Origin of the sequence: Aestuariibaculum sediminum, assembly GCF_014596945.1 — a bacterium.
Lineage (GTDB): Bacteria > Bacteroidota > Bacteroidia > Flavobacteriales > Flavobacteriaceae > Aestuariibaculum > Aestuariibaculum sediminum.
This window is the reverse complement of sequence record NZ_JACVXB010000003.1, coordinates 327,207-352,543: the sequence shown is the minus strand read 5'-3', so window position 1 is coordinate 352,543 and position 25,337 is coordinate 327,207. Positions and strand designations below refer to the sequence as shown.

Sequence of the window (25,337 nt, the reverse complement as noted above, 5' to 3'; positions counted from 1 at the left end):
GATATAAAAAAAGCCGCTAAATAGCGGCTTTTTTTTATTTACTGTGCTGAAACGATTGCCGTTCTTTATCTTCTTCAACTTTAGTGATGAAATATTTGGTGTCACCAAGCCAAAAAAATGTTCGGTAACGCTCAATATAAGATAACCTTACAAATCGACCTTGGTATTTTTGTAGGTCATTAATTATTTTTTGGTCATTTTTTTCAACCGAGAAAGAAAAGCGTTGTTCTTCCGACACGCCCTGGCTTAATTCGCCTTCCCAGGTTTTTGTTAAAACACCTTTTTTACTGAATTTTATGAGGTCACCAGAACGAACACCTTCGCTGTATGGTACATAGTAAACAAAACAAAAATATCCTATAGTAACAATAACTATGGCTGCAATTAATTTATAGAGAAATCTTTTCATGAAATAATGTCTTTTTCGCTAAAGATAACAAAATCTGCTTTACTTTTTTGATAGTACAAACTGGAAGTCCACCTTAATAGTTTCGGCAATTTTATTACTCACAATTTTAGGGATTTTAATATCAAAATCTGATGCGATAGTTTCAAATTCCCCTGCCATTTTTATATGTCCATTTTCATAAAACAAATTAACTGGAACTTGCTTAAGTTTTTTTGTTTTACCATGAAATGTTAATTCGCCGTCGATGGTGTACGTTTTGCTTTTTTCAATATTATCCGCGTCAAAATCGTTAATAGAGCCTTTAAAGGTTGCTTTTGGATAGCTATCAGACTCTGCATAATTTTCATTAAAATGTTCCTCCATTAAGGCATTTTTAAATCGAAAACCTTTTACCAAAGCTAAGGCCGCAAAATTACCATTTTCAGTATTTAAAATAGCAGTAACGGAATTGTTTGATGCCTTTACTTCTTCAAAAGCAGGAACCGAAGCTTCAAAGTTAACAGTTCCGGTTTTGGTTAAGTATTTGTCTTGCGAATACATTTGTAAGCTAACAAAAGCCAAACAAAAAAGTAAATATTTCATTATTGTATTTTTATTGTTTTCGGTTAGTAAATAATGGTTTCAAATGCTAGTTTTCTAGTAATCCGCCATCTTTCCATTGCTGTATTAAATTTTTAGAATTTGTAGATAATGTTCCTGAAGGGGGCATTTTACCTGCTCCTGTTCTATTTATTCGATCTATTATCCCGTCGATGTAATTTTTAACTTGTGTGTAGGTCGTTAAGGACATGGGGGCATTGTTCGAAGGAGTACTACCATGGCATGATATACAGTTACTGGACATTATACTTTTAATATTAGCTTCGTAAGTGATTTTTTCAGTTGGTTCTGGGTCTGGTGTGGGGTCTGGTTGAGAGGTGGTATCATCATCACTACTGCTCGAACAGTTAAACATAAACAATGTTAATATTAAGCTGTAAAAAAGGGTTTTAAAATTCATAATTTTAAGATTTAAGGTTATTAGTTTTCAGGAAAGCCATCAGTTTCCCATTTTTCAATTAAATCAATAAGATTTTGAGGTAGTTTAGGAGCGCCTAGTGGCATTTGTGATCCGGAGGCGGTTCCGTTAATTTTACCTATTAAATTATTGTTTACCACTCCAGATTTAACCTGAGCATAAGTAATTAAAGAAATGTTTGCCCCTCCAGTAGGGGTTGCACTATGGCATGATATACAATTATCATCAATGATAGATTTTACATCGTCATTATAGGTAACTAAATTTGGAATTGGTGTAGTATCTATTAAATCATCTTCGCTGTCGTTGGCACAGCTATAGGAAAATAAGATTGTTATAATAAGTAATAAAATTAAGTTTTTCATATGAATATAGGGGTTAAAATACACGACTTAAGTTAAATCCGAAATAAATATTGCCATCGCTCCATTGGCCAGTACTCTGACCCAAAAATGTATTGGTATTCATGCCCTGCGCATTGGTAAAATGCATTTGAAATACATGGCCTCCTGTTTCTAAATCTATTCCTATAGATAACGGATTATTAAAGGGAGAATTGTCTGCACGGTTTAAATGCCAGCCATAGTCGGCGTTAATAGACCAACGTTTTCCTAGTTTGTAACGCCCACCAAACCCTAAAGCGAATTGTGAATTATCCTGTTCATTAATAGCAACATAATTGTCATGAAAAAAGGTAGGGGCTAGTTCTAGCGAGAAATTGGTGTTTACTTTTCTTGAAAGTAAAATTTGTGCGGTATAGCCAACCCTGTGCTTAAATTCTAATAGTGGAAGGTTTGCTTCTTCTAATGCCGTATTAACGAGTATGGAGTTATACCCAACAATGGTAAAAGGGAAACCATTATTCTGCTGTTTTACAATGTTGTATTTTACAGCGGCCTCATAAATTTTCTGAAAGGAACTTCGTGAGACACTTATATTAAACCCATCAGAAATTCCATAAATAAAATTTAATCTGGTTACCGCATCGTCTAAACCAAAAAAGGTGTCTAAACCATTTTCTAAACTACCAAAACGATGCGCGACAACAAATGTGAATTCGTTTTTAGCAACAAGCTTGGTAGACTCGAAATTTACAATTTTAAGGCCTTTAAAAGCGGCCGAGGTATATTGCCAGGCATCTTGTTCGTTATCAATTTCGTCCAATAAATCGTCTTGAGCAATTCCCAAAAACGGAATGCATAACAATAATAATAGTAGGTGTTTCATAAATTTAAAATCAGGTTTAATGGTTTTTATAGTTTAATAAATCGTTTCGTGTAATTTGAATTATCGGTGTTAATTTTTAATAAATATATTCCAGAGTTTAAGTTAGAAATATCAACATAATTTTGCAAAAAAGAAACCTTGTGTGTTTCTTTACCTAAGACATTGTAAATAGTAATCGAATTAACATTTATCCCTGAAGGCAGTTTTAGGTTAATACGTTCTTTTGCAGGTATGGGATAAATTTTAATGTTTTGCGCCAGTTGAAATTCATCATTACTTAAGGTTATACCACTTGACGTGGCACCTCTGTTTACACCGTGATAAGCAAGAGCGAAAGAAGCTGAAGCACCACGAGCCCAAACTAGATTAATTGAAGTGTCTGAAGGACTAAACACATAGTCATTGGCTTCTCCCGTATTTAAACTTCTTTTGGCAACTATTGTTCTTTTTCCTGATGAAATACTGTTGGAATCTATCGACCAATCCTGATTGGAATCTGCAACGGGAGGTGTACCGACACCTTGAAATGTTCTGTCGCTCATGCTTACACCATCATAAATTACTAGGTCTCCATTTAAGGTCATGGAATTTACCCCAAAACCAATTCCTAACCAACGGTCACTTGGCCCGATTAAAGTTAAAGTTACCTCGGTTTGCGTAATATCAATTTGTGCTGAATATTCTAATCCAGATGTTGAAGAAAGGTTTATAGTACCAGTAGTGTAGGTTTGAGCAAGTAATGATAAATTTGAGACGAGAAATGCAAGGAGAATTAAAGTACTTTTTTTCATGACTTTAGTTTTTAAAAAGGGTTAATAATTCTTTATTGTTATTAATCAATGCATAATCGTAAGCCGATTTATCATTTCCGTCTTTTAAATTATAATCTGCTCCTGATTCAATAAGAAGCTTTGCTATTTCTGTAGCTTTAAAAAGGGTAGCATAATGTAATGCTGTCGTTCCATTTAAATCTGGGATATTAGGGTCTGCTTTTTTATCTAAAAGTTTTTTAGTGATATCTATATTTTTCTTTACGACTGCGGCCATTAGTGGAGTTCCATAATGGCTCGATCCATTTATATCATTAGAATGTTCAATTAAGAAAAATGCGACTTCCTCGTTACCATGATAACATGCCAATATTAGTGGACTGTAGCCAGCCTGGTTTGTTGTATTTATACAATTTGGGTCTTGTTTGTATAGTGATAATAAATCGTCAAGAGAACCATTTCTGCTGATGTTAAAAATGTCATTTTGAGCCCAGGAAAACGTTGAACTCAAAACAAAAGAAAACAGAAATAATATAACGCTACGCATACTTAATAATTATTATTCTATCAAACTACACTGATCCAGTTTTACCTGTTCTAGTAAATCGTCGTAACCTATACATCGACCTTTAATTTTAACCTTCGTATTTACTTTTACAGAGGGGGTTATTTTTGAGTTAAACTGACAAAAAACACTGTTATCAATAGTTATGTCTGTTGCATTTAACTCGGTAATTACACCTGAAACCTGAATGGTTTTATTGTTAAATTTAAGTTCGGATTGTTTTGGGGAAGCTGCAAAAGTGTCAGCTAATGCTGAAGCCGCAAGAGTGAAATCGGCAGATTCAGAGGCAATATCTCTATGGTCTTGGTATATATAATTGTAGCCAATAAATAGAGCTATTATAATAAGGCCAATGATATATATGAAATACCTTTTTTGCATTATTTTTCTTTTAAATATAATGAAAAATAATGACAAAATAGAATATTAAGTAGAAATGCGATTAGGTAAGTTACAGGTCAACTTTTACGTTTTTCGACTTTACAATTTCAATGTAATCTTCAATTTTGAATTCTGAAGATTTGTATTTAGTTGTTCTGTTTTTTGCTTGCTCCTGACGTTCAATACTTCGGGCAAAGCGGCGTACGCTATCTTTAGTTTTTAAAATAATGCCAGGAACAGGTACATTATTACCATGATCATCTTTAGCTACCATGGTGAAATAAGACGAATTACAATGTTTTTTTTCTCCAGTTTGCACATTTTCAGATTCCACGCGAACACCAATAACCATTGAAGTTCTTCCTGTGAAGTTTACCGATGCTTTTAAAGTTACTAATTCGCCAACCTCGATAGGATTTAAAAAATCGACCTTATTAACCGATGCCGTTACACAATAATTTCTAGAGTGTTTGGAGGCACAAGCAAAGGCAATTTGATCCATTAAACTTAAAATATAACCTCCGTGAATTTTCCCGCTAAAATTGGAATGCGACGGTAACATTAATTGGGTTATGGTAACTTGCGATTCTTCTATAGTTCTAAACATGGTTAATAAATAAATTAAATATAATTCCCGTTGTAATAGCGATGCTAAAACTAATTAGTGTTCCTATTAAAATGTATTCGGTTAGTTTTCTATGTTTCGATTCTTTTAAATCACCAAACCTAAATACAGACTTTGCGGTAATTAAAAAACCAACGGCTTCCCAATGCCCAAACACAATAAATACAAACACTAAACAGCGTTCTAATATACCGATATATTTTCCAGCATCTTTAAGCGATGCATTATTTTTGGTAAGTTTTGAAATATTCCACTTCATAAAAATATTTTTCATAATTATTGAAGCTGGTGTTGTTAAAAATGCAAGACATAATATGAAGAATATTAAGGTTTCGGTATCTTGATTAGTAATTTCAATTACGCTGTTAGAAAAGAAATAATAACATACTACAATCACCGAAAGATGTAAAAATTGATCTATAAAAAAGAATAGCCGCTTTGTTTTTTTCTTTTGATAGTAAAGTTTTAAAGCATCAATTATAAAATGTGAAACTCCAATAATAAGAGGAACAGGCCAAAGCTTAACCTCCCATAATACAACTGCTGTTAATAGAATATGAATTAAAACATGAATATAAAGTTTAGGCGATTTAAGTTTTTTGCGTTCTTTTTCGATTACCCAGCGTTTAGGTTGTATAAAAAAATCGCCTATTAAGTGGGCTGCCAAGAGTTTTATTAAAAGCATCATAAGGTTGTTAGTTTATGGCGGTACATTTGGTTTAATTCCAGAATTTCGGCAAGATAGGCGCGTTTTTGTCGCTTGCTTACGGCATCCTGACTTATACCAATATGTTGTCCCAAATGTTGTTGTAATGCATCTGGGTTTTCAAGACTCAATTTAACAATTTCTGCAGAATTTTTTGTCCAATGATCCATAGCGATGCTGGCGAGTTTAAAATAAAGGTTTAGTTCTTTGTTTAACGATGCATTATTGGTTTTAATAAGTAAATTTTGTTTTTCTTTTTTTAATGTTTCCAGAGCTTCTCCCGATAAAATAAAAGCTTCGCCGTTAGATTCGGTTACTTTTTCGCCTTGGTAAGTCTTATTGCCAACGCCTATAGCTAATCGTACATCTAATCCAGAATTATATTTTATACATGACTTTATATAAACAGCGCATTCAAAACTCGACGGCCAATCTTTTATTTCAATTTGAAAACTATCGCCACGATAAATTTCCCAAGATTCCGCATTAGGATTTATATGAGTTAAAGCTGCCTTTAGGGCATTCAACCAAGATTCAGGTTTATTTTGAGCTCTGGATTTAATAATATCTCCTGTAATAACACTTGTCATTTTTAATTAATTTATTAATTCCATTTATATAGAATATTTATAAACATGCCATAATTAAGGAATAAAATTAAATATTCCTTAATTGAGGAATAATCAAATATATTGCTAAATCCTATGAAAAGCAACTAAATTGTTAAAAATCAGGTGTAGGTATTTTAGTTTTGAAAAAATAATTGATAAAAAACATCTCGAAATACTAGTGCTATTCTTCTTCAGCGCGTTTTAATAATTTTTCATTTTGTTGTTTTGTAGCTTTTGCACCTAGCTTTTTAAGATTTTCAACCCGTCTCACCAGATTGCCTTTACCGGTAAGTTTTACCATAGCACTTTCGTAAGATTTTTGAACTGTACCTATTTGATTGCCAACTTTAATTAACTCTTCGGTAAGGTTAACAAACGAATCGTAAAGGCGACCAGCTTGAGTAGCAATTTCTATAGCATTTTGTTGTTGCTTTTCATTGTTCCACATGGTGTCTACAGTACGAAGTGTGGCTAATAATGTAGAAGGGGTAACGATAACAATGTTTTTTTCGAAGGCTTTGTTATAAATGCTACTATCTTCGTTAACAACAACTGCAAAAGCAGGTTCTATAGGAATAAACATAAGCACAAAATCTGGTGATTCTATATCGTATAAATCCTGATAATTTTTTTCTGAAAGTTGGTCTACATGTTTTTTAATTGAATTTATATGTGATTTTAAAAACAGCTGTTTTTCATCGTCATCTGCATTGACATAACGTTCGTAGTCTACCAGAGACACTTTACTATCAATTATCATTTTTTTGTTGTCAGGTAAATGTAAAACAACATCAGGTAATACGCGAGCACCGGTGTCTAAGGTAAAGTTTTGCTGTACAAAATACTCGCGGTCTTTTTCTAATCCCGATTTTTCTAAAACGCGCTCCAAAACCAATTCGCCCCAATTTCCTTGCATTTTACTGTCTCCTTTTAAGGCACGGGTAAGGTTAGTCGCTTCTTTAGTCATTTGTTGGTTCAGATCTTTCAAGCCTAATAATTGCTCTTTTAAAGCCGAATGCATACTTATGCTTTCCTTTTGCGAATCTTCAACCTTTTTCTCAAAACCTTGAATTTTTTCCTGTAAAGGATTTAAAATATGTTGTAAATTTTCTTTATTCTGAATGGTAAATTTTTCCGATTTCTCATCTAAAATTTTATTAGCCAGATTTTCGAACTCTTTACTAAATTTCTCCTGTAGCTTTTCAACTTCACCTTTTTGTTCTTCATTTTTTAACTTTAAATTTTCGAATTCAGTATTTTTAATGGCTAATTCGGAATTTAAAAACTCTTTTTCGCGACGAATATCTTCACGCTCATGTTCAATTTTAGATATTGTTTCTTTAAATTCGGCAGCCTGCTTATTAAAGATTTCGGTTTGCTTAGCAATATCCTGTTGGGCAGACTCCTTAATCTCGCTTAATTGTTGTTGCAAAATAGTGTTGCGCTCGGCTATGGCACTTAGTTCACTTTTTCCTTTTAATTTGTTGATAAGCATACCAATATAAGCACCAAAACCCGCTGAAATTATAATTGAAAGAATAAGAATAAGATTGTCGTTCATATTACTGTTTTGAATTGCAGTAAAAGTAATAAATTCTAACTATTGAAGTTTTGATTTATGGGATACTTAATAGTTCTTTTTTCTAATTTTTCTTAATAAGTTGTTAACTACAGACCTAGAAGGGAATAATATTTAAGATAAATTATACATTTGAGATTTTATATGTTTTCTTTAAATAGAAATATTTGTTAATGATTCTAATCGGTAGGTTTAATAAATATCAAAATACCCCTGTTTTTATTACGCTATTTTTAGTGTTAATTATTAACGTTAAAAGTTTAGCACAAAACGATTTAACCATAAGCGATTTTGTGTTTACTACTAATCTGCCAACCAATACTATTAAAGATTTAGAACACGGCACAAGGGCTTTTAAATTGCAACTGGAGCAGTATAAGTCACAGTACCAAATTGTAAACGCCAAGAGACGGAAATCTTTAAAATCGGTTTTAGATTCTATTCACATGTTTCTTAGAACAAACAAGGACGAAATTATCACCTTGTTGGTAAGAGGTAAATTTGATAAAAAACAACTCGAAGATTATATAGATTTAGAATGTACTGGAAATATTTGTTTTCAGCAGGAACAGCAAGAAGCAATAATTGAAAAGTTAAAACTTGAAGGTAAGCACATAATTGTCGTTTTTGAACAGGATATTACAGAAACTTCTATAAATCAGATCCGCAGCGAAAGGAAATTTTCTAAATGGTTCTCTAAAGATCCCATTAATAAACTTGTTGAGTTTAAGAGTTTTGCAACTTCAAAAAGTGAGCTTTATGATGAGGTTCTATTGTTTTGGAAATCCACTGGGAAATCGCCTAATTTTCTAGAGGCCAATCAAGTTGAAACTGAGGTAGTAAAACAAGTTGTAGATTCGTTAAATAAATTAAGACGATTTCGAGGGATTGTCGAGTTTAATGGAGAATTATTAAATGAAGTAAGGTGGAAAAATGCGCCCCAAACTATTACAACAGCCAAGTTTTCTTTTCCTTTAACAAGCAAAGAACAGATTTTATCACCATACAAAAATGGCTATAGAATAACACCATCAGAAGTCATTCATCACAAAGGACAATCAGATTCTCCTAGATTATTTACGGCATATAATGTGGCTATTCAAGATGAATTAATTTACGATTTTGCTTTCGATAATAATGTGGTTAACCAACAGGAGCCAGATTGGGACAGGGTAATTACGAAAGATATATCCTTTATAGAAGACAGTGAAAGGGGAGATGTGCTGTATTTAGGTCAGCAAGACTCTTTTATAGATTATTTTAAATCGAATACCTTAAATTTCGAAACACCAATTAGTATTTCTGTTTGGCTCAAACCAGACCGGATACCACAATTTATGGGGCTTATTGGGTTTGGCACGGCCTTTTCGGTTAAACTTCGAAGAGGAAGTCCGGATTTTACTATGGCAACTATAAAAGATCATGTCGTTGAATTTCCTCTTAAAAAAGGTATATGGCAACATTTAGTGGTGATTTATAATCCGCAGGCATCTATAGATTTTTATGTAGACGGAGAGAAAATTGGGGAAATTCAAACTTCAGAAATTAATCCTTCAAATCAATCTCTGGTCATCGGAAATAATATTTGGGGAGAACAATATTATGGAGCTATGGATGATTTAAAAGTTTGGAATAGAGGTTTAGCTCCTGCTGAAGTGACACAATTGTATGAGGCTAAAACAGATTCTAAAACGGTTTCTTGGTATGTTATTATGGGGGTTTTATTCGGTGGCGCTATTTTAGCAATGGTATTACTTCTTCGAAAAAAGCCAGAAAAGATTATTTCGTCGGAAGCGATTAAACCTCAGGATAAAGATTACATAACTCATGAATTAAAACGCAAAGAAAATAAAAATACACTTTCCTTGTTTGGAGGTTTTCAATTGATTTTATCAAATGAAAAGACTGTTTCTTTTTCTCCGCTTCAAAAACAATTAATTTCCTTTTTAATATTATCCAAATTAGACGAGAATAGAGGAGTGACTTCAAGTAAGCTTACCGAAACATTTTGGCCCGGAGTGTCAAAAAACAAAGCGAAGGAGAATCGTAGTGGTAATATGCGGAAGCTTCGTAAAGTTTTGTCTGAAATAGATGGTTTAGAAGTTGTTTTTGAAGAAAAAAGATGGATTGTTAGCCATACGAATATGCTGGTGGTAGATGTTTATGAATATATCCAATTAAAATCTCGTTTAGAAGCAGGTATGGCAGGAGGAAGAATTGCCTTGAATGAATTAGAAGATTTTCTTGAGATTATTAAAAAAGGTAATGTATTACCAAGCATTCAAACCGAGTGGGTAGATTATTTTAAGGCAAAAATATCGAATGATATTGAACAATTATTAGCTGCTATTTATAAAGAACAGCATGCTAATATTCCGAAGGGAATATGCGTAAAAATTGCAAAAACCATTCTTTTATTCGATAGTTTGAATGAAAATGCTTTGCAAATTTTAATAAATGAATGGGTGGCTATGGGGAAACATGGCTTAGCCAAAGACGCATACACTTCATTTTCTAAAAATTACGAATTATTATACGGAGAGATGTATAGTGTTGATTTTCAGGATTTAATTATTGTGTAGTTAATAGGTGAATATTCTTTTTTTAGATTAATTTTAAAGTGTTCACCCATACGTTCACCTATTTATGCGGCTCTGATATCTATATTTATGATGAAATTTTAAAAGACAAACAAATGAGTTCTAATAGAAGAGATTTTTTAAAAAAATCATCAATGGCTGGAGTAGGTTTAGCCTTTTTACCTAATTTAATTAACGCAGATACATTCGGAACTTTTAAATCAACTAAAAACTATATGGGAGGTTTTGCAGCTCCTAAATTAGATACAGTTCGTTGTGCTTTTATTGGGGTCGGAGCAAGAGGCTCTGGTCACGCTAGGCAAATAGCAACGATTGAAGGAACCGAAATTGTAGCTATTAGTGATTTGTATGAAGACCTAGCAAAAAGGTCGGCAGAAAAATGTAAAGAAATTGGTGCAGGACAACGTCATAAGGATATTAAAACATTTTATGGCGAACAACATGCATGGAAAACTATGTTGGAAACAGTAAAGCCAGATATGGTAATTATTGCAACACCATGGAGTTTACATGCACCTATGGCCATAAAAGCTATGGAGTCGGGTGCCCATGCTTTTGTTGAAGTACCTCTTGCAGTTAGCATTGACGAGATGTGGGATATTGTGAACACTTCTGAAAAAACCCAAAAGCACTGTATGATGATGGAAAACGTTAATTATGGACGTGATGAATTATTGTACTTAAACATGTGTAGACAGGGAGTTATTGGTGAATTGTTACATGGAGAAGCTGCATATATACATGAATTAAGGGGGCAAATGAATCAAGTAGAACGTGGTACGGGTTCATGGAGGTCTTACGAATACGCAAATAGAGATGGTAATTTATATCCAACACATGGTTTAGGACCTGTGGCTCAGTACATGAATTTAGCCAGAGGAGAAGATAACTTTGAACGTATTAATTCTTTTTCATCACCAGGGAAGGGAAGAAATATTTATGCCAAAGAACATTTTCCAGCAGGCCATAAGTGGAATCAAATCGATTTTAAAGGCGGAGACATCAATACTTCTATCATAAAAACGACATTAGGGCGTACAATTATGGTACAATGGGACGAAACAAGTCCACGCCCATATTCAAGACACAATTTAATTCAGGGTACTGATGGTACGTTAGCAGGATTCCCTACAAGAATTGCGTTGGAAGGCGGTGTTGAAGGAGCCACCAAAGATCATCATAGTTGGGCTCAAGGCGATGATTTAGCGGCTATCTATGAAAAATATGAACACCCTTTATACAAACGTTTAGGAGAGGTGTCGAAGAAAATGGGAGGCCATGGCGGTATGGATTTCATGATGCTTTATCGTATTGTTGAATGTTTACGTAAAGGAGAACCTTTAGATCAAAATGTATATGAAGGTTGTTTCTGGAGTGCCGTTGGACCATTAAGTGAGGCATCAGTAAAAGCGCATGGTGATTCTCAAAAATTCCCTGATTTTACAAGAGGAGCATGGAAGACTACTAAAGCTTTGGGTATTGTTGAATAACCTAATAAGGAAATAGGTAAATAAATAGGGTTGTAATTTATTTACAACCCTAATTTTTTATAGTACTGAGGAGTTTATAATAACATCACTTTCCTGCCAAGCTTTATTGAATTCGTTTTTTATATTTTTTGCTTCTTTCGTTTTATTTTGTGCTAAAAGACTTTGGTATAACCCCATTAAAGACCACCCATTCTGTCTTAAATTAAGAAGGTCTTCTTTAAAAATATTTTCAGCTTCATTAAAGCGTTTAGCCTTTAATAAAATGGCACCCAAATTTTGTCTTGGCGGAATATGCCATGCAGATGGTTCGTTATAAATTAAGTCATCTTCCATAGATACTGCTTTATTTAAATGTTTAATAGCTGTATTGTAATCTTGTCGGCTGGCTGCAATTTCACCAGAAACAATTTCAAATGCCAGTTTCGCTAATGTGGTACCAGAATCAAAACCGGTTGCAATTATGGATTCCATTTCTGGGTCTTCTATCAAAATTTTGATAGCTTCAAGCTCTTCTTTAGCTTCTTTAATATTATTTTTTCGAGTAAAGGCTATCCCGCGGGCATAATGCCAAATAAGTTTTAAATGTTTAATATCGTCATTGGGTTTTGGGTATGTTAATATGTCATTCCATTTTCCAAATCTGGTGTAGGCTAAAAGTGGTGTAGAGGCAAAATTTTGAAGAAAATGAAGGTCTTTCATTTCGCCAACAGGAACTTTTTCTGCAGTTTTTTTGGCAGCTTCAATAGCCATTTGACTGTTACCTAATAAACTTGATGCTGACCAAAGAAAGTGAATATTATGTGGATAATATCCTAAGGGATACATGCCTTGCGAGTAGCATTGAGATATATAATCTTCGTCGGCAAGAATGGCTTTTTGGTTAGCTATAACGGCATCTTTATATCTTCCAACCCTTATATAAATGTGTGAAGGCATATGTACCAGATGTCCAGCTGCCGGCATAAGTGTTGCTAATTTTTCGGCACTCGGTACAGCTAGGTCCGGGTTTGGAAGTTCTACCATATGAATATAGTAATGATGGGCTCCCGGATGTTCTGAGTTAAGTTGAATCGCCTTTTCTAAAGCTTCTTTTGCTTTCGGGATGTTGGGAGATGGATTTCCTTTTTTATCCCAGTAATTCCAAGGCACTGTATTCATCACTGAGGCGGCATATAGCGTTTGTATATCACTATCACTATGGTGTTGAGTAGCTACTTTTTCCATGGCTTTCATATACGCCAAATTCAAGACACTAACTTCTTTTTCTAAATTTGTAGAGTATCGATGCGTTAATGCTTCAATTAGAGCTTGTTCTTTAGGTGTGGCATTGTTCATTTGTTTTATCGCCTCAGCAAGGGCTTCGTTGTATTTAAGCTTTCGTTCTTCATCAGGTTCAGGGTCGTTAATATTAGGACCCAGTGTATAAGCTTGTCCCCAAAAGGCCATGGCGCAATTAGGGTCTAGTCGCGAAGCTTCCATAAATGAACGGTGTGCTTCAGCATGATTAAAAGCATACATAAGCCTTAAACCTTGATTAAAAAAGCGTTGTGCAAGCGCATTGTCTGTGCTTATATTATAAGTATGCGTTCCCAAATTTTCAAAAAGTGGAGCGATTTGTTTAGTAGAGTCAATATTATCTAATAAAAATGTTGTCGTGGTACAGCTTATAGCTTTTGAGCCAATCCTTGGCGGGTATTCGTACCCTTCAGAATCATTTATCTTGTAAGATAGTGTCGTAATTAATATTAGGGCAGTTAATAAAATAATTAGCTTGGTTTTCATAATGTCAATCGGTTAGGGTTTAGTATAAGCGAATACTAAGTAAGTCGGGACGCTGATTGATTATGAGGTAAAGTACGTGTAAAATTAGTTAATTTGTTGATAATTAGAAAGTCATGTTATTTTTTAATTTTAAAACTTCCTGTTTTTTCATCAAAGGCTATTAAATCTTTTGGGAATAGTTTTTCGAAAGCTCCACTGGTAATAAGGTTGCAAGGTTGGTCTATTTCTACGTGATTCGGAGTCATGACAATAACACTATCACAAAGCTGAATGGCAAGATCGATTTCGTGAGAAGAAAACAAAATTGTTTTGTTTGTTTCTTTAGCTAGCTTTTTAAGTAACTTTAAAATATAGGCTTTATGATACATGTCTAGATGTGTTGTAGGTTCATCCAGAATTATTAAATCTGTGTCTTGCGCCAAGGCTCGGGCAATCATTGCTTTTTGAAGTTGCCCGTCGCTTAGTTCGAAGCATTTTTTGTGTTTTATATCTTCAATATGTGTTTGTTCCAGAGCTTGATTTACGATTAAAACGTCTTCCGCTGTTAAATTTCCAATCCAGTTGGTATACGGTTGTCTTCCTAATGCTACCAATTCGAAAACCGATAAATTTTTAGAAATTAATTTTTCGGTTAACACAAGACTTAAGGTTTTAGCTAGTTCCAGATTTGTTTGTTTCTCTATTGGAATTTCATTAATGAATACGTTTCCTTTAACAGGGGGGTGTACTTTGGTTAGCGTTTTGAGTAGTGTGGATTTTCCAATGCCATTAGCACCAACCAAACCAACCAATTCACCTTGTTGTAATGTAATATTTATGTTACTAGCGATAATGGAAACATCATTTTTAGATTTATAGCCAATACTTAAATTTTCAGTTTTTAGAATGATATTTTGATCGTGTTTTTTCACTGTTTTTTTATTTAAAATATCATTTTTCGTTTTCTTACTAATAACCAGATAATAACAGGGGCTCCAACTAACGCTGTAATGGCATTTATTGGTAATGTTAAATCGCTATTTGGTACTTGCGAAATACTATCGCATATTAACATAATAATAGATCCAAATAAAAAGACAGCAGGAAGTAAAATTTCATGATTTGAGGTGTTAAATATCTGACGCGTTAAATGTGGAATAGCTAATCCTATAAAAGCTATTGGTCCTGCAAATGCAGTAATAGTTCCTGCAAGTAAACTGGTAGAAATGATAATAACTAAACGACTTTTTTTAATATTCAATCCTAAACTCTTAGCGTAATTTTCTCCTAAAAGTAAGGTGTTAAGTGCTTTTATAGAACGTATGCTAACCAATAACCCAACGGTATAGATTATTGATAAAATTAATAGTTCATTCCATGATAAATTTCCTAAACTCCCAAACCCCCAAAAAATATATTGCTGTAATTGTTCGGCCGACCCAAAGTATGAGAGCACACTTACAATGGAGGCGGTAATACTGGCAAACATCAAACCTATTATAAGTATAGCCATGGTGTCTCTAACTTTTAAGGATGTTAATAGCACAGCTATGAGGACCAGAAAACTTCCTAAACTTGCCGCAATAACAATACTCCATTTAGATATTAAAAATGTACTGAAAACAGCACCGAAAAGACCAGAACCTAAGATGACTATGGCGACTCCCAAACTTGCGCCAGAGCTAATTCCTAATACAAATGGTCCAGCGAGTGGATTTCTAAATAAAGTTTGCATTAAAAGCCCCGATATACCTAAACCCGAACCTACTAAAACAGCCGTAATTGCCTTTGGTAACCTGTAGTTAATAACAATGTAATGCCAAGAATCCTGAGTGGCCAAGCCACCTGTAAGAGTATTTAAAACAGATTTTAGGGGTATATAGACAGAACCTAAACTAATATTAATTAAGAAGCAGATAATTAATAAAATAGAGGTTACTAAAAAGGGTAGTCTATATGAATTTTGGTTAGTCAATTATTCTAAGGGTTTAAAAAAGTAAAGATCATAATTTTTTAATAGTTCTGGATGACAAATTTTAATCAAATCTTTTAAAACTAAATCCGGTCGGGTAAGGCCTAGCTCAAAATAAGTAACACCTCCGGTTTTTCCTGTAGTGTTGGTAAAGGAATATATGTTTTTATTTTTAAAAGCGTCAAAAGTTGCATGGTGTGGGTTGCCATTTTTTAAGTTTTCAAAACTAGTGTAATTTGACGGGCTAAGCCAAATATCGGCATGCTGTGCTTTGCTAAAAACTGTTTCAAAATTTAGAGATAAACTACCGCTGCCCAGAGTGTTTTTCCATAAATAATTAGTGTTAGCATCCGTTAAAAGTTGAGCTTCTGTGCTGCTTCCATTGGGTAAATACCAGATGTCTTTATGCATGGCTCCGCTTAATATGGATGGTTTGGTTTTTGCATTTTTGGCTAGTTTTTTTGCTTCTAAATAATTTTTTTCAATGTTTTTAAAAATGGAATCGGCCAGGCGTTGTTTTTGAAAAAGCACTCCAAAGAATTTTACCCATTCAGCCTTAGCTAATGGCGAATGTTCAACCCAATCACCATTAAATATTACCGGAATACCAGATTTTTTTACCGTTTCAAGCGCTTTGTTTTTACCGTCAATACCAAAACCAACAACCACATCTGGCTGAGTTTCAAGAAGAATTTCGGTGTTAATGCCTTCATTTTTCCCTAGATCTTTGATTTGATTGCGATCTACAAGACGTCTGATTTTTGTTGAAGAAATAAAATCAGTTCCTGGAAAGCCAACCAAAGTGTTTTCAACACGCAGTAACTCTAACGCAGGTAAATGCGTGGTACTGGTAACGACTATTTTTTTTATTGGTAATTCGATTATGCCATCGAATCTCGACTTTTCTAAAGTCCAAAATTCGGGGTCGTGACCTTTTTTTAACAAGGCGTAGTGATACGCTTTGTCGTTATTAGGCCATGGGTTTTTTATGCTGAGGATAGTGAAATTGCCATAATCTTTAGCTGAAAACCCTGTGGCATATTTTAAATTTAAAGGTTTACCTGTTAATGTTTCCCAAAGCTTTTTTTTTGGTTCACTTTTACAAGCACAAAAAACAATTAAAAGGATTAAAGCAATAAAATTTTTCACGTAAAACATAATTTGTGTCAAAAGTAAGATTAATTAATCTTCTAGATAAAACATTAAACAAAAAGGTTTACATTTGCTGCGAAATTTGGTTTTGTTGACTTCAGGTTAACGAATTAAAAGGGAATCTGGTGAAAATCCAGAGCTGTTCCCGCAACTGTAAATTTATGTTGAATTAATTTCAGCACTTCTTTTTTTAAGAGGGTGTTATTTTCTTCTAAAAACCACTGGCATTAAGCTGGGAAGGTATAATAACATTAAATAAGTCAGGAGACCTGCCATTTTCAAAAATAATAAAGTTAAACTTTCGGGATAAAAGTTTGCGTATGTAAATCCATGCGATTCTCGAGCAATTATTCATTAAAAATGAACAAAAGAAAACATGCTTTTGGTGTACTATGTTTAGGTATATCGATGGTTGGATTAGCCCAACAAACAAATGATTTAACAATAGAAGAACTAGATGAAATTGTTATTTCCGACTCTCGATTTGAATTAAAACGTGAGCATTCTGGTAAAACAGTAATTAAAATTTCAAGACAGGAAATTGAAAACAATCAAGGTCGTAACATTGCCGAATTAATTAATACTAAAAGTGGTATTGAAATAAATGGAAGTAGAAGTGTGGAGGGGCAGAATTTAGGCTATTATGTTCGTGGTGGTAATACCAGACAAGTACTTATTTTAGTTGATGGTATAGCTGTTAATGATCCTTCATTGGTATCTAACGAGTTTGATTTACGACTGTTTGATTTAAACACCGTTGAATCTATCGAAATTATAAAAGGAGCAGCTAGTACTTTGTATGGAAATGCTGCAGCTACGGCTGTAATAAATATTACTACAAGAAAAGCTTCTGCAAATAAAGTAGCGGGAAATTTTATGTCTGTGCTAGGCACAAATCAATCGCAAGAAGACGATAGTTACAACATTTCGAGTTTTACAAACAATGTGTCTGTTAACGGTACTGCTAATAAGTTTAACTATTTAGCTAGTTTTGGAAATCGTTTTGTCGATGGCTTGTCGGCGGCAAAGTCTGAAAACCCTGAGGAAGATACGTTTTCAAGATTTAATACCAATTTGAAATTAGGTTACAAATTTTCTGAAAAATTTAATTTTTCGGCCTTCACGAGTTATTATAAATTAAATACTGATATAGACGGTTTTCCTGCTCCAGCTTACGTGCTTGCTGATACAGAAGATGAATATCACAGTGAGCAAACAAGAGTAGGTATTTCACCAAAGTATACATACAATAACGGAAGTATTCAGGTGAATGCCGCTTTTTCTAAAATAAAAAGAGAAACTATATCTGAGTTTTCTTCTACAAATGAGGCAGAAAGTTTTGTTATAGATGCTTTTAATAAATACAGTTTCGATGAAACTTTTTATACTATTGTCGGAGTTAATTTTACCGAATACAAAAGTTTATTTCTAGAAGAGCAAAGTTATACTAATACGGATCCTTACTTAAATGCAGTTTATGTTTCAGAATTCGGATTAAACATAAATGCAGGTGCAAGATTGAATAACCACAGTGAATACGGCTCTCATTTTGTTTACAACTTTAATCCGTCCTACAGTGTTGCTTTAAATCAAGGTTATTTAAAAGCATTTGGTTCGTATGCCACGTCATTTATCGCTCCTAATTTATCACAATTGTTTGGTTATTATGGCGCTAATCCAGATTTAGAGCCTGAAGAAAATTTAACCATGGAAGGTGGTTTAGAATTTAATACTGAAAATGGTTTAAGGTTGAATGCTTTATATTTTAATAGAAATGAAGAAAATACCATTATTTACACTACCGGTTATGAAAATGCAAGTACCGATGCTAATATTCATGGTGTTGAGGTCGAAGCCGAATTCAAGCCATTTAAAACCTTAACTTTTACTTCAAATTATACATTTACGGAATTAAAAGAAGGCACACGTTTACGTTTGCCAAAACATAAGATCAATGCTGGGATAGGTTATAATTTTAGTGAAAATTCTTTTGCTTCCTTAAATTATCAGTTTGTGGGTAGTCGGGTGGATACCGATTTTTCAACTTACCAGAATGTTGATTTAGATTCATTCTCATTAATTGATTTATATTTCAGTCATACATTATTGGAAAACAGATTGAAAGTTTTTGCGGGAGTAACCAACCTGTTTAATGAAGATTATACTGAAGTTATTGGTTATACTACAAAAGGTAGAAATGTAAATTTAGGATTGAACATCAACTTATAGATATTCTTAAATTTTGAATTGAAAAGGGCGTTCGAAATAGAGCGCCCTTTGTTATTTTTGTCTTTTGTAGATGCTATGGAATTAAATCACAATACCAAACACCATAAGGGTCATTGGTACAAACCGAATTGTCGTTATTTGGGTTTTCATATTCACGATACACCTTTTCACCAATGGTAAAAGGAATCGGGTTTTTAAAAATCGGTCCGTCAAAACAAAAGGTATGAAACTCACCATTTTCACCACAGGGATCGACATTTTTGGGTAGATTAGCTATAAATTTTTTATCTATAACCGTACCAACTACATCTTCATTAAAGTATTTAGAATTAGCACAAACCACAACAGTTTTAAATCCTAAATCTAAAAATTCGTTAATCAATTTATTAGTGTCTTTTTTCCAAAGTGGAAATATGGCTGAAATATTTTGTTTGGAAAGTTGTTCCTCGCGGTAAGCCTTTAAATCTTCAAGAAAAATATCTCCAAAGGCTGTGTGAGTAAATCCATCTTGTTTTAATCGAATTACTGTTTCCAACATTTTCATTTCGTACGTAGCCATATCGGGCATTTCGGGCAATTCTATTAGGCTGGCGTTTATGCCTATAGCATCAGTTTGCGCCTTTAACAGTTCTGTTCGCAATCCATGCATAGATACACGATTAAAGTGCGTATTAACCGTTGTGATTAATTCATCTACCGAATAGTTTTCGTTTTGTAATAAATAATAGAGTGCCAGAGCAGAATCTTTGCCTGAACTCCAATTGAAATAGGTTTTATGTTTACTCAAACTTTGTTGTCTTTAAGAGGTAATCGGGTATTGTTTTATCCGTATACATTTGATTGTTGAAAGTTTCAAAGCTATTACTGTCTTTAAAACTTTGCAAAGAAGGAATCGCTTTGCTCTTTAAATCCGATAATTTTCCTGTTGCTCCAGAAATATGCGCTAAAGCTGCCGAAAGCAGGGTTTCATTTGTGTCTCCAATATTACCTAAATCAAGAAAACTTTCTTTTAGCAGAATATCGGGAGTTAAACCATTATCATAGTCGGTATAGCCAACTTTATTCAACGACTTAAAGATTAAGGGCTGCATAGCGTATGTGTGATTCGGATTCGCGCCCTCACGAGTAAAGTTTTCCGAATCGTAAATTGTGGTAGACGCCTGGTATTTTCCTGTTGTATAATCACCTATATGAATAACATCAATATAAGGGTCTAAACTATTAATAACTAGTTCGCTGGCTGAAGCTGAGCTGTTGGTAGCAATAATATAAACTTTATCTAAATTTAAACTGTTTAAATTAACCCCATCGTCGTTATTTGTAAACCGATTAATAAGCAATTCTGGGTTTTCCGATTCAAATGCATTTTGAAAATCCTGATTCCATTCTTCGGTACTAAAAACCTCGCCATTAAATTGCCCGGTAATCATACTACTTAATAATATAGCTGAATTTACCGAACCTCCTGAGTTATACCTTAAATCTAAAATTAAGTGCTGAACATTGTTAGCTTTAAAATTGGCAAATACATTGTTTAATTGTGTGTCATAATTTGCAGTAAATCCATTATACATCAAGTATCCTACATTCTGGCTATTAACTTGGTAAATGTTTGTGTAAAAAATAGGGTTTTCTGAATACTCCAGTTTACTTAGTGTTATGGTTTCGTTAGTAGAATCTACAGAGTCGTCGGTAGTTTCAGAAGTATTATTGTCATTATATACAGCCATATTTAAGGTGTACGTTTGTGCCGAAAGTAAATTGGAATAATTGTCGGTGGTTAATGGAATACCGTTTACAGCGTTAAACATATCACCTCGTTTTAAACCTTTTGTTTCTGCATCACTATCATTCAACACCAAGCGAACAACACCTACTAAATTGGTATTGCTATCGGGTTGAAGAAATAACCTATATTCCATACCGTTACTTGTTGAGACACCACTAAAAAACTGTTCTAAGGCAATGTAATCATCTACAATCCAACTGTATTTATCTACTGTTTCACGCTCATAAATTAAGCTTTCAAACAGGGCTTCGGGACTTGAGAAACTGCGCAGATATGCTGAATATTCAGGGTCTGACGAAAATCTGTCATCAGCTAAGTCTTGGATGCCATCTTTATATAAATAAAAAACATTCATACCACGCCAAACGAAATCATTAACTGCATTTGGTGCAATCTGGTTATCGTCATTGTCTTCAAAACAACTGGTATTAAAAAACGTTACGGTAAATAATATTATAAATAATTTTATGTTTTTAATCATATGTTGCTGTTAGGGTCATTTATGGTTTAATCTTCTTAATAATTAAAATGCTTTAAGAAAGAGGGCATATGTTGTTTAGTTTTGAACGATTCCTTAATAGATTATAGTTTGATATTAAGTTTTACATTTTTATACATGCCTTTTCCTAGCGGTGTAAAGTCCTTAGTGTCGGCAAGTGCTTTTACTTCTACGCCCATTGTTGGTTTTTTATAGTTTAATTTACTTGTAACGCCGGTAATAAGTGAAATAGCTTTTGCTAAAAACGGTTCATTTATATCGCCTAGAATACCTAAATCGACTAAGTTTTCGCCTTCTGAAGTTTGACCAGAGCCTGAATCATAGGTTATTGTGTAATCTGGAGTTAAGCCTTCAAAATAGTCGGTTTCACCATTTTTATTTGCCGATTTTAAGACAAGAGGTTGCAGCGCATAGGTGTGGTCTGGATTAGCTTCTTCTCGTCCAAAATTAGGCGAATCGTAAAGCGTAACAGATGCCGTATATTTTCCTGTAGTATTTGTTCCTATCTGAACTACATCAATATATGGGCGTAAGCAGTTTATAACCAATTCGCTGGCAGAAGCTGAGCTTTCGGTGGTTAAGATGTAAACTTTGTTTAAGTTTAGTGAATTTATTACCGTGTCGTCAGATAGTTTGTTTGAGAAACGGTTGATTAGGAACTCTGGGTTATTTGCTTCAAAATATGCCTGGTATTTGTCATTCCATTTTTCCTTTGAAAAAATTTCACCATTAAATTGCCCAGTTATCATACTCGATAAATAAATTGCAGAACTTACCGATCCACCTGGGTTGTATCTTAAATCCAAAACTAATTCGGTAATTCCGTTTGATTTTAACTCTCCTACAGCAGTGTTTAATTGCTTATCGAAGTTGGCAACAAAACTGTTATACATTAAATATCCAATTTTAATGCCATTACTTTCAATTACGTTATTAAGCAAAATAGGGTTTTCGGTAAACTCTGTTTTTGTTAATTCAACGGTTTTTCCATTTTCTGCGATAGTATTATTGTTTATTTCAGCCATTCCCAACGTGTAGGTGTTATTCGAGCCAAATAGTAAATCTACATAATTGTTAATAGTTAGTTGCTGTCCATCTACACTTAAAAAGAAATCACCTCGTTTAATGTCTTTGGAAGCCGCATCAGAATCGTTTGCTACATAGCGAACATAGCCAAAAATATCATTCGAACCAGATAAGCGTACTAAACCAAAGTCAAGCCCGTTCGAATTGGATGTGCCTTGAAATGAGTTTTCTAATTCGATATAATCGTCAACGATATAACTGAATCTGTCCACTACATCTTTTTGATATAATAAATCGTCAAATAGGCTTTCGGGCGTATTATAGCCATTTAAAAAAGTGTAATACTCATCGAAAGTTTCAAATTTATCATCGGCTAAATCGGGCACATCTTGCTGCCATAAATAAACTTCGTTTAAACCAGCCCAGACAAAATCATTAACGTCATTGTTTAAAGTGACAGGTTCTGCTTCTTCAGGCTGTTCTACTTCTTGAATTATAGTTTCTTCGTTTTCGGTACAATTGTATAAAAAAGTAATACTGAAAATTAGAGAAAAAAGTAGGTGTAAAGGCAATTTGAATCTTTTCATGGCAATGTTATAATATGAGAAATGTTGTAAAATAACGACTTTATTGCGTAAATTAAAATTTTTTGTAACAAAATATAATGTCGCTCGTCGTAATATCAAATAGCAAAAACAAGGCCATTTTTAACCAACCAAAGTAAAAACCAAAATGACTCAACAGGAGTTTTTGAATATAGTGATGCCTTTTAAGGATAAAGTATTTCGTTTAGCGAAACGGTTACTAGTGTCTACAGAAGAGGCTGAAGATGCAACTCAGGAGGTTTTGTTGAAATTATGGAATAATAAAAAAAATATTGAAGGTTATAAAAATGTAGAAGCTTTTTCAATGACTATGACCAAAAATTTTTGTTTGGATAAATTAAAATCTAAACAGGCACAAAATTTGAAAATCGTTCATAGTAATTACGAAGATGGTAATACAGCATTGCAAAAGCAAGTTGAAGTAAATGATAGTGTAAACTGGGTGGCTAAAATCATAGAAGAACTTCCAGACCAGCAAAAACTAATTGTTCAACTTCGAGACATAGAAGATTATGATTTAGATGAAATTGCTCAAATGCTTCAAATGAATAATACAGCAGTTCGAGTGGCATTGTCTAGAGCCAGAAAAACAATTCGAGAAAAATTGACTAATACACATAATTATGGTATTAAATAATATAGAAAAATTACTTGAAAAGTACGAAAACGGAGAAACGTCGCTAAAAGAAGAGCAACTGTTAAAAACCTATTTTCAACAAGAAGCAGTTCCGCCGCATTTAGAGCCGTACAAAGCCATGTTTACTTACTTTAAAGTGAGCCAGCAAGAACAATTTACTAAACACGTTCCATTAAAAACTAAGAAAGTATATAACTATAAGTGGATTTCGGTAGCAGCAGTAGCAGTTCTTTTGGTAGGATTTTATTTTAAATCGACTGAAACACAATCAGATGATTTAGGAACATTTCAAAATCCACAGGAAGCGTACGATGAAGTAGCTAAATCCTTGGCTATGATATCGGGCCATTTTAACAAAGGAGTTTCTACCGTAGGGTATTTAAACGAATACGATAAAGGTTACGAAACCCTGAATTACCTTAACGAGTTAGAAAACTCAACACGAATTATTTTTAAACCCAATCATTAAAAAAACGAACAAAATGAAAACAATAAATTTTAAAATAAAGTCGATGAAAAACAAATTGTTACTATTTGTATTAGCTTTAGTCTTGCCAATGGCGGCGATGGCTCAGAAGGATATTTTTGAAAAATATAGCGATAATCCCGAAGTTACCTATGTGTCTATTCAACCTAAAATGTTTCAAATGATAGCTAAAATGGGTATTAATGTAGACGATCCCGAGGCTAAGGCGTATATGGATATGGTTAAGAGTATAACCAGTTTTAAAACAATTACCGCCGATAGTGAGTCGATAAGTTCTGATATTGCCAAATGGGTAAAATCACGTTCGAGTGCTTTAGAAGAATTAATGCAAGTGAAAGATGATGGAACCGAAGTAAAGTTTTATGTAAAAGAAGGACGTGATGCCGATCATGTAAAGGAGCTGTTAATCTTTGTAAATGGCGTCGATAAATACATAGACAGCGATATAGAAATTAATGGTAAAAAACGCCGATTTGAAACGGTGGTAGTATCATTAACAGGTGATATCGATTTAAACGAAATTTCGAAGCTTACCGATAAAATGAATATTTCGGGTGGAGAACATCTAGAAAAGAAAAAATAAAAATCAATCCATCATGAAACGAACAGTTCAATTAATATTAACAGGTTGTTTTGCCGCACTAGTATTAGCTAGTTGTGGTAATTCAACCAGCTTGCAAAGTTACTTTGTAGATCATCAGGAAGCCGATAGTTTTATTTCTCAGGATATTCCAATTTCTATGTTAAATATCGATACCTCTGGTTTTTCTGAAGAACAAAAAGAAGCCTATAATTCTGTAAATCGATTAAATTTTTTAGGATTTAAATCAGATACCACCAATTTAGCATCGTATCAAGCAGAAGTTAATAAGGTGAAATCTATTTTAAGTGACGATAAATACAACGATCTTATAGAATTTAGCGATCGTGGAAGTCGGTTTGTTTTAAAATATATAGGCGACGATGATGAAGCAGACGAACTTGTAATTTTTGGAAGTTCAAAAGAATTTGGTTTCGGGATTGCTCGCGTGTTGGGAGACGATATGAATCCGCAAAAATTAATGACGCTTGCCGGGGTATTAAAAGATGCAAATATCGACCAAGAGCAGGTTGAAAATGTTATGAATTTCTTTAAATAAAAAAACTGGTTAAAACTTCTGGAGACCTTTAAAATTCTCAGTAGTTTTAACCAGTATTAC

The 25,337-nt window shown here is 33.6% G+C and carries 26 protein-coding genes and 1 riboswitch; of the genes, 7 read left to right on the top strand and 19 right to left on the bottom strand.

Annotated elements, in window-relative coordinates; all coding sequences use genetic code 11:
- Positions 1-34: 34 nt before the first annotated feature.
- The 12 genes from ICJ83_RS09145 to rmuC all read right to left on the bottom strand — a co-directional run bounded on the left by ICJ83_RS09145 (position 35) and on the right by rmuC (position 7,873).
- Positions 35-409, bottom strand: coding sequence for a 6-phosphogluconate dehydrogenase (locus tag ICJ83_RS09145; protein WP_188230083.1), 375 nt, complete (start codon positions 407-409; stop codon positions 35-37).
- Positions 410-448: 39 nt separating this feature from the next.
- Entirely contained in the window at positions 449-991 is a 543-nt protein-coding gene (locus tag ICJ83_RS09140; protein WP_188230082.1) for a YceI family protein, read from the bottom strand.
- Positions 992-1,037: 46 nt separating this feature from the next.
- A complete protein-coding gene (locus ICJ83_RS09135; protein ID WP_188230081.1) occupies positions 1,038-1,409 on the bottom strand; it encodes a hypothetical protein in 372 nt (123 codons plus the stop codon).
- Positions 1,410-1,429: 20 nt separating this feature from the next.
- The gene (locus ICJ83_RS09130; RefSeq protein WP_188230080.1) at positions 1,430-1,792 is read right to left on the bottom strand and encodes a hypothetical protein; all 363 of its coding nucleotides are present in this window, start codon (positions 1,790-1,792) and stop codon (positions 1,430-1,432) included.
- Positions 1,793-1,805: 13 nt separating this feature from the next.
- Positions 1,806-2,654 (bottom strand): DUF5777 family beta-barrel protein, encoded by an 849-nt coding sequence (locus ICJ83_RS09125; RefSeq protein WP_188230079.1) that lies wholly within the window; start codon positions 2,652-2,654, stop codon positions 1,806-1,808.
- 26 nt (positions 2,655-2,680) lie between these two features.
- The gene (locus ICJ83_RS09120; RefSeq protein ID WP_188230078.1) at positions 2,681-3,445 is read right to left on the bottom strand and encodes a T9SS type A sorting domain-containing protein; all 765 of its coding nucleotides are present in this window, start codon (positions 3,443-3,445) and stop codon (positions 2,681-2,683) included.
- A 4-nt stretch (positions 3,446-3,449) separates the two neighbouring features.
- Complete coding sequence (locus ICJ83_RS09115) at positions 3,450-3,971, bottom strand: ankyrin repeat domain-containing protein (protein WP_188230077.1); 522 nt, start codon at positions 3,969-3,971, stop codon at positions 3,450-3,452.
- 12 nt (positions 3,972-3,983) lie between these two features.
- Positions 3,984-4,370 (bottom strand): OB-fold protein, encoded by a 387-nt coding sequence (locus ICJ83_RS09110; RefSeq protein WP_188230076.1) that lies wholly within the window; start codon positions 4,368-4,370, stop codon positions 3,984-3,986.
- A gap of 70 nt (positions 4,371-4,440) precedes the next feature.
- Positions 4,441-4,977 (bottom strand): acyl-CoA thioesterase, encoded by a 537-nt coding sequence (locus ICJ83_RS09105; protein WP_188230075.1) that lies wholly within the window; start codon positions 4,975-4,977, stop codon positions 4,441-4,443.
- A complete protein-coding gene (locus tag ICJ83_RS09100) occupies positions 4,970-5,683 on the bottom strand; it encodes a DUF3307 domain-containing protein (RefSeq protein ID WP_188230074.1) in 714 nt (237 codons plus the stop codon). Before ICJ83_RS09100 ends, ICJ83_RS09105 begins: the two co-directional genes overlap by 8 nt.
- Positions 5,680-6,291, bottom strand: coding sequence for a SatD family protein (locus ICJ83_RS09095; protein ID WP_188230073.1), 612 nt, complete (start codon positions 6,289-6,291; stop codon positions 5,680-5,682). Before ICJ83_RS09095 ends, ICJ83_RS09100 begins: the two co-directional genes overlap by 4 nt.
- A 202-nt stretch (positions 6,292-6,493) precedes the next feature.
- The gene (gene rmuC, locus ICJ83_RS09090; protein WP_188230072.1) at positions 6,494-7,873 is read right to left on the bottom strand and encodes a DNA recombination protein RmuC; all 1,380 of its coding nucleotides are present in this window, start codon (positions 7,871-7,873) and stop codon (positions 6,494-6,496) included.
- Positions 7,874-8,064: 191 nt separating this feature from the next.
- Between rmuC and ICJ83_RS09085 the strand changes: the two genes are divergently transcribed.
- Positions 8,065-10,473 carry a LamG domain-containing protein gene (locus ICJ83_RS09085; RefSeq protein ID WP_188230071.1) on the top strand — a complete coding sequence of 803 codons (2,409 nt, stop codon included), beginning with the start codon at positions 8,065-8,067 and terminating at the stop codon, positions 10,471-10,473.
- Positions 10,474-10,586: 113 nt separating this feature from the next.
- Entirely contained in the window at positions 10,587-11,981 is a 1,395-nt protein-coding gene (locus ICJ83_RS09080) for a Gfo/Idh/MocA family protein (protein ID WP_188230070.1), read from the top strand.
- Positions 11,982-12,038: 57 nt separating this feature from the next.
- Here the strand turns inward: ICJ83_RS09080 and ICJ83_RS09075 are convergent, their stop codons facing one another.
- The 4 genes from ICJ83_RS09075 to ICJ83_RS09060 all read right to left on the bottom strand — a co-directional run bounded on the left by ICJ83_RS09075 (position 12,039) and on the right by ICJ83_RS09060 (position 16,872).
- Positions 12,039-13,763 carry a tetratricopeptide repeat protein gene (locus ICJ83_RS09075; RefSeq protein WP_188230069.1) on the bottom strand — a complete coding sequence of 575 codons (1,725 nt, stop codon included), beginning with the start codon at positions 13,761-13,763 and terminating at the stop codon, positions 12,039-12,041.
- Between the two features lie 116 nt (positions 13,764-13,879).
- Positions 13,880-14,674, bottom strand: a complete 795-nt coding sequence (locus tag ICJ83_RS09070) for an ABC transporter ATP-binding protein (RefSeq protein WP_188230068.1) — start codon at positions 14,672-14,674, stop codon at positions 13,880-13,882.
- A gap of 11 nt (positions 14,675-14,685) precedes the next feature.
- Positions 14,686-15,717: a FecCD family ABC transporter permease gene (locus ICJ83_RS09065; protein ID WP_188230067.1), complete on the bottom strand. Its 1,032-nt coding sequence runs from the start codon at positions 15,715-15,717 to the stop codon at positions 14,686-14,688.
- Positions 15,718-16,872, bottom strand: a complete 1,155-nt coding sequence (locus tag ICJ83_RS09060; protein WP_188230066.1) for an ABC transporter substrate-binding protein — start codon at positions 16,870-16,872, stop codon at positions 15,718-15,720. It abuts the gene before it with no gap.
- A gap of 60 nt (positions 16,873-16,932) precedes the next feature.
- A riboswitch (cobalamin riboswitch) is annotated at positions 16,933-17,157 on the top strand.
- Positions 17,158-17,226: 69 nt separating this feature from the next.
- On the opposite strand from ICJ83_RS09060, the gene ICJ83_RS09055 reads away from it, so the two are divergent.
- Positions 17,227-19,095, top strand: a complete 1,869-nt coding sequence (locus tag ICJ83_RS09055) for a TonB-dependent receptor plug domain-containing protein (protein ID WP_188230065.1) — start codon at positions 17,227-17,229, stop codon at positions 19,093-19,095.
- A gap of 73 nt (positions 19,096-19,168) precedes the next feature.
- Here ICJ83_RS09055 and ICJ83_RS09050 read toward each other — a convergent pair whose 3' ends face one another.
- The 3 genes from ICJ83_RS09050 to ICJ83_RS09040 all read right to left on the bottom strand — a co-directional run bounded on the left by ICJ83_RS09050 (position 19,169) and on the right by ICJ83_RS09040 (position 22,996).
- The gene (locus ICJ83_RS09050; protein ID WP_188230064.1) at positions 19,169-19,882 is read right to left on the bottom strand and encodes an adenine nucleotide alpha hydrolase; all 714 of its coding nucleotides are present in this window, start codon (positions 19,880-19,882) and stop codon (positions 19,169-19,171) included.
- Positions 19,875-21,365: a S41 family peptidase gene (locus ICJ83_RS09045; RefSeq protein ID WP_188230063.1), complete on the bottom strand. Its 1,491-nt coding sequence runs from the start codon at positions 21,363-21,365 to the stop codon at positions 19,875-19,877. The genes ICJ83_RS09050 and ICJ83_RS09045 overlap by 8 nt, the downstream gene beginning before the upstream one ends.
- Positions 21,366-21,466: 101 nt before the next feature.
- Complete coding sequence (locus ICJ83_RS09040; RefSeq protein ID WP_188230062.1) at positions 21,467-22,996, bottom strand: S41 family peptidase; 1,530 nt, start codon at positions 22,994-22,996, stop codon at positions 21,467-21,469.
- Positions 22,997-23,141: 145 nt separating this feature from the next.
- On the opposite strand from ICJ83_RS09040, the gene ICJ83_RS09035 reads away from it, so the two are divergent.
- The 4 genes from ICJ83_RS09035 to ICJ83_RS09020 are packed head-to-tail and all read left to right on the top strand — an operon-like array spanning position 23,142 to position 25,277.
- Positions 23,142-23,651, top strand: coding sequence for an RNA polymerase sigma factor (locus ICJ83_RS09035; protein ID WP_188230061.1), 510 nt, complete (start codon positions 23,142-23,144; stop codon positions 23,649-23,651).
- Entirely contained in the window at positions 23,638-24,120 is a 483-nt protein-coding gene (locus tag ICJ83_RS09030; protein ID WP_188230060.1) for a hypothetical protein, read from the top strand. Before ICJ83_RS09035 ends, ICJ83_RS09030 begins: the two co-directional genes overlap by 14 nt.
- A 43-nt stretch (positions 24,121-24,163) precedes the next feature.
- On the top strand, positions 24,164-24,721 hold the full coding sequence (locus tag ICJ83_RS09025) for a DUF4252 domain-containing protein (RefSeq protein WP_188230059.1): 558 nt from the start codon (positions 24,164-24,166) through the stop codon (positions 24,719-24,721).
- A gap of 13 nt (positions 24,722-24,734) precedes the next feature.
- Positions 24,735-25,277, top strand: coding sequence for a DUF4252 domain-containing protein (locus ICJ83_RS09020; RefSeq protein ID WP_188230058.1), 543 nt, complete (start codon positions 24,735-24,737; stop codon positions 25,275-25,277).
- The last annotated feature ends 60 nt before the right edge of the window (positions 25,278-25,337 follow it).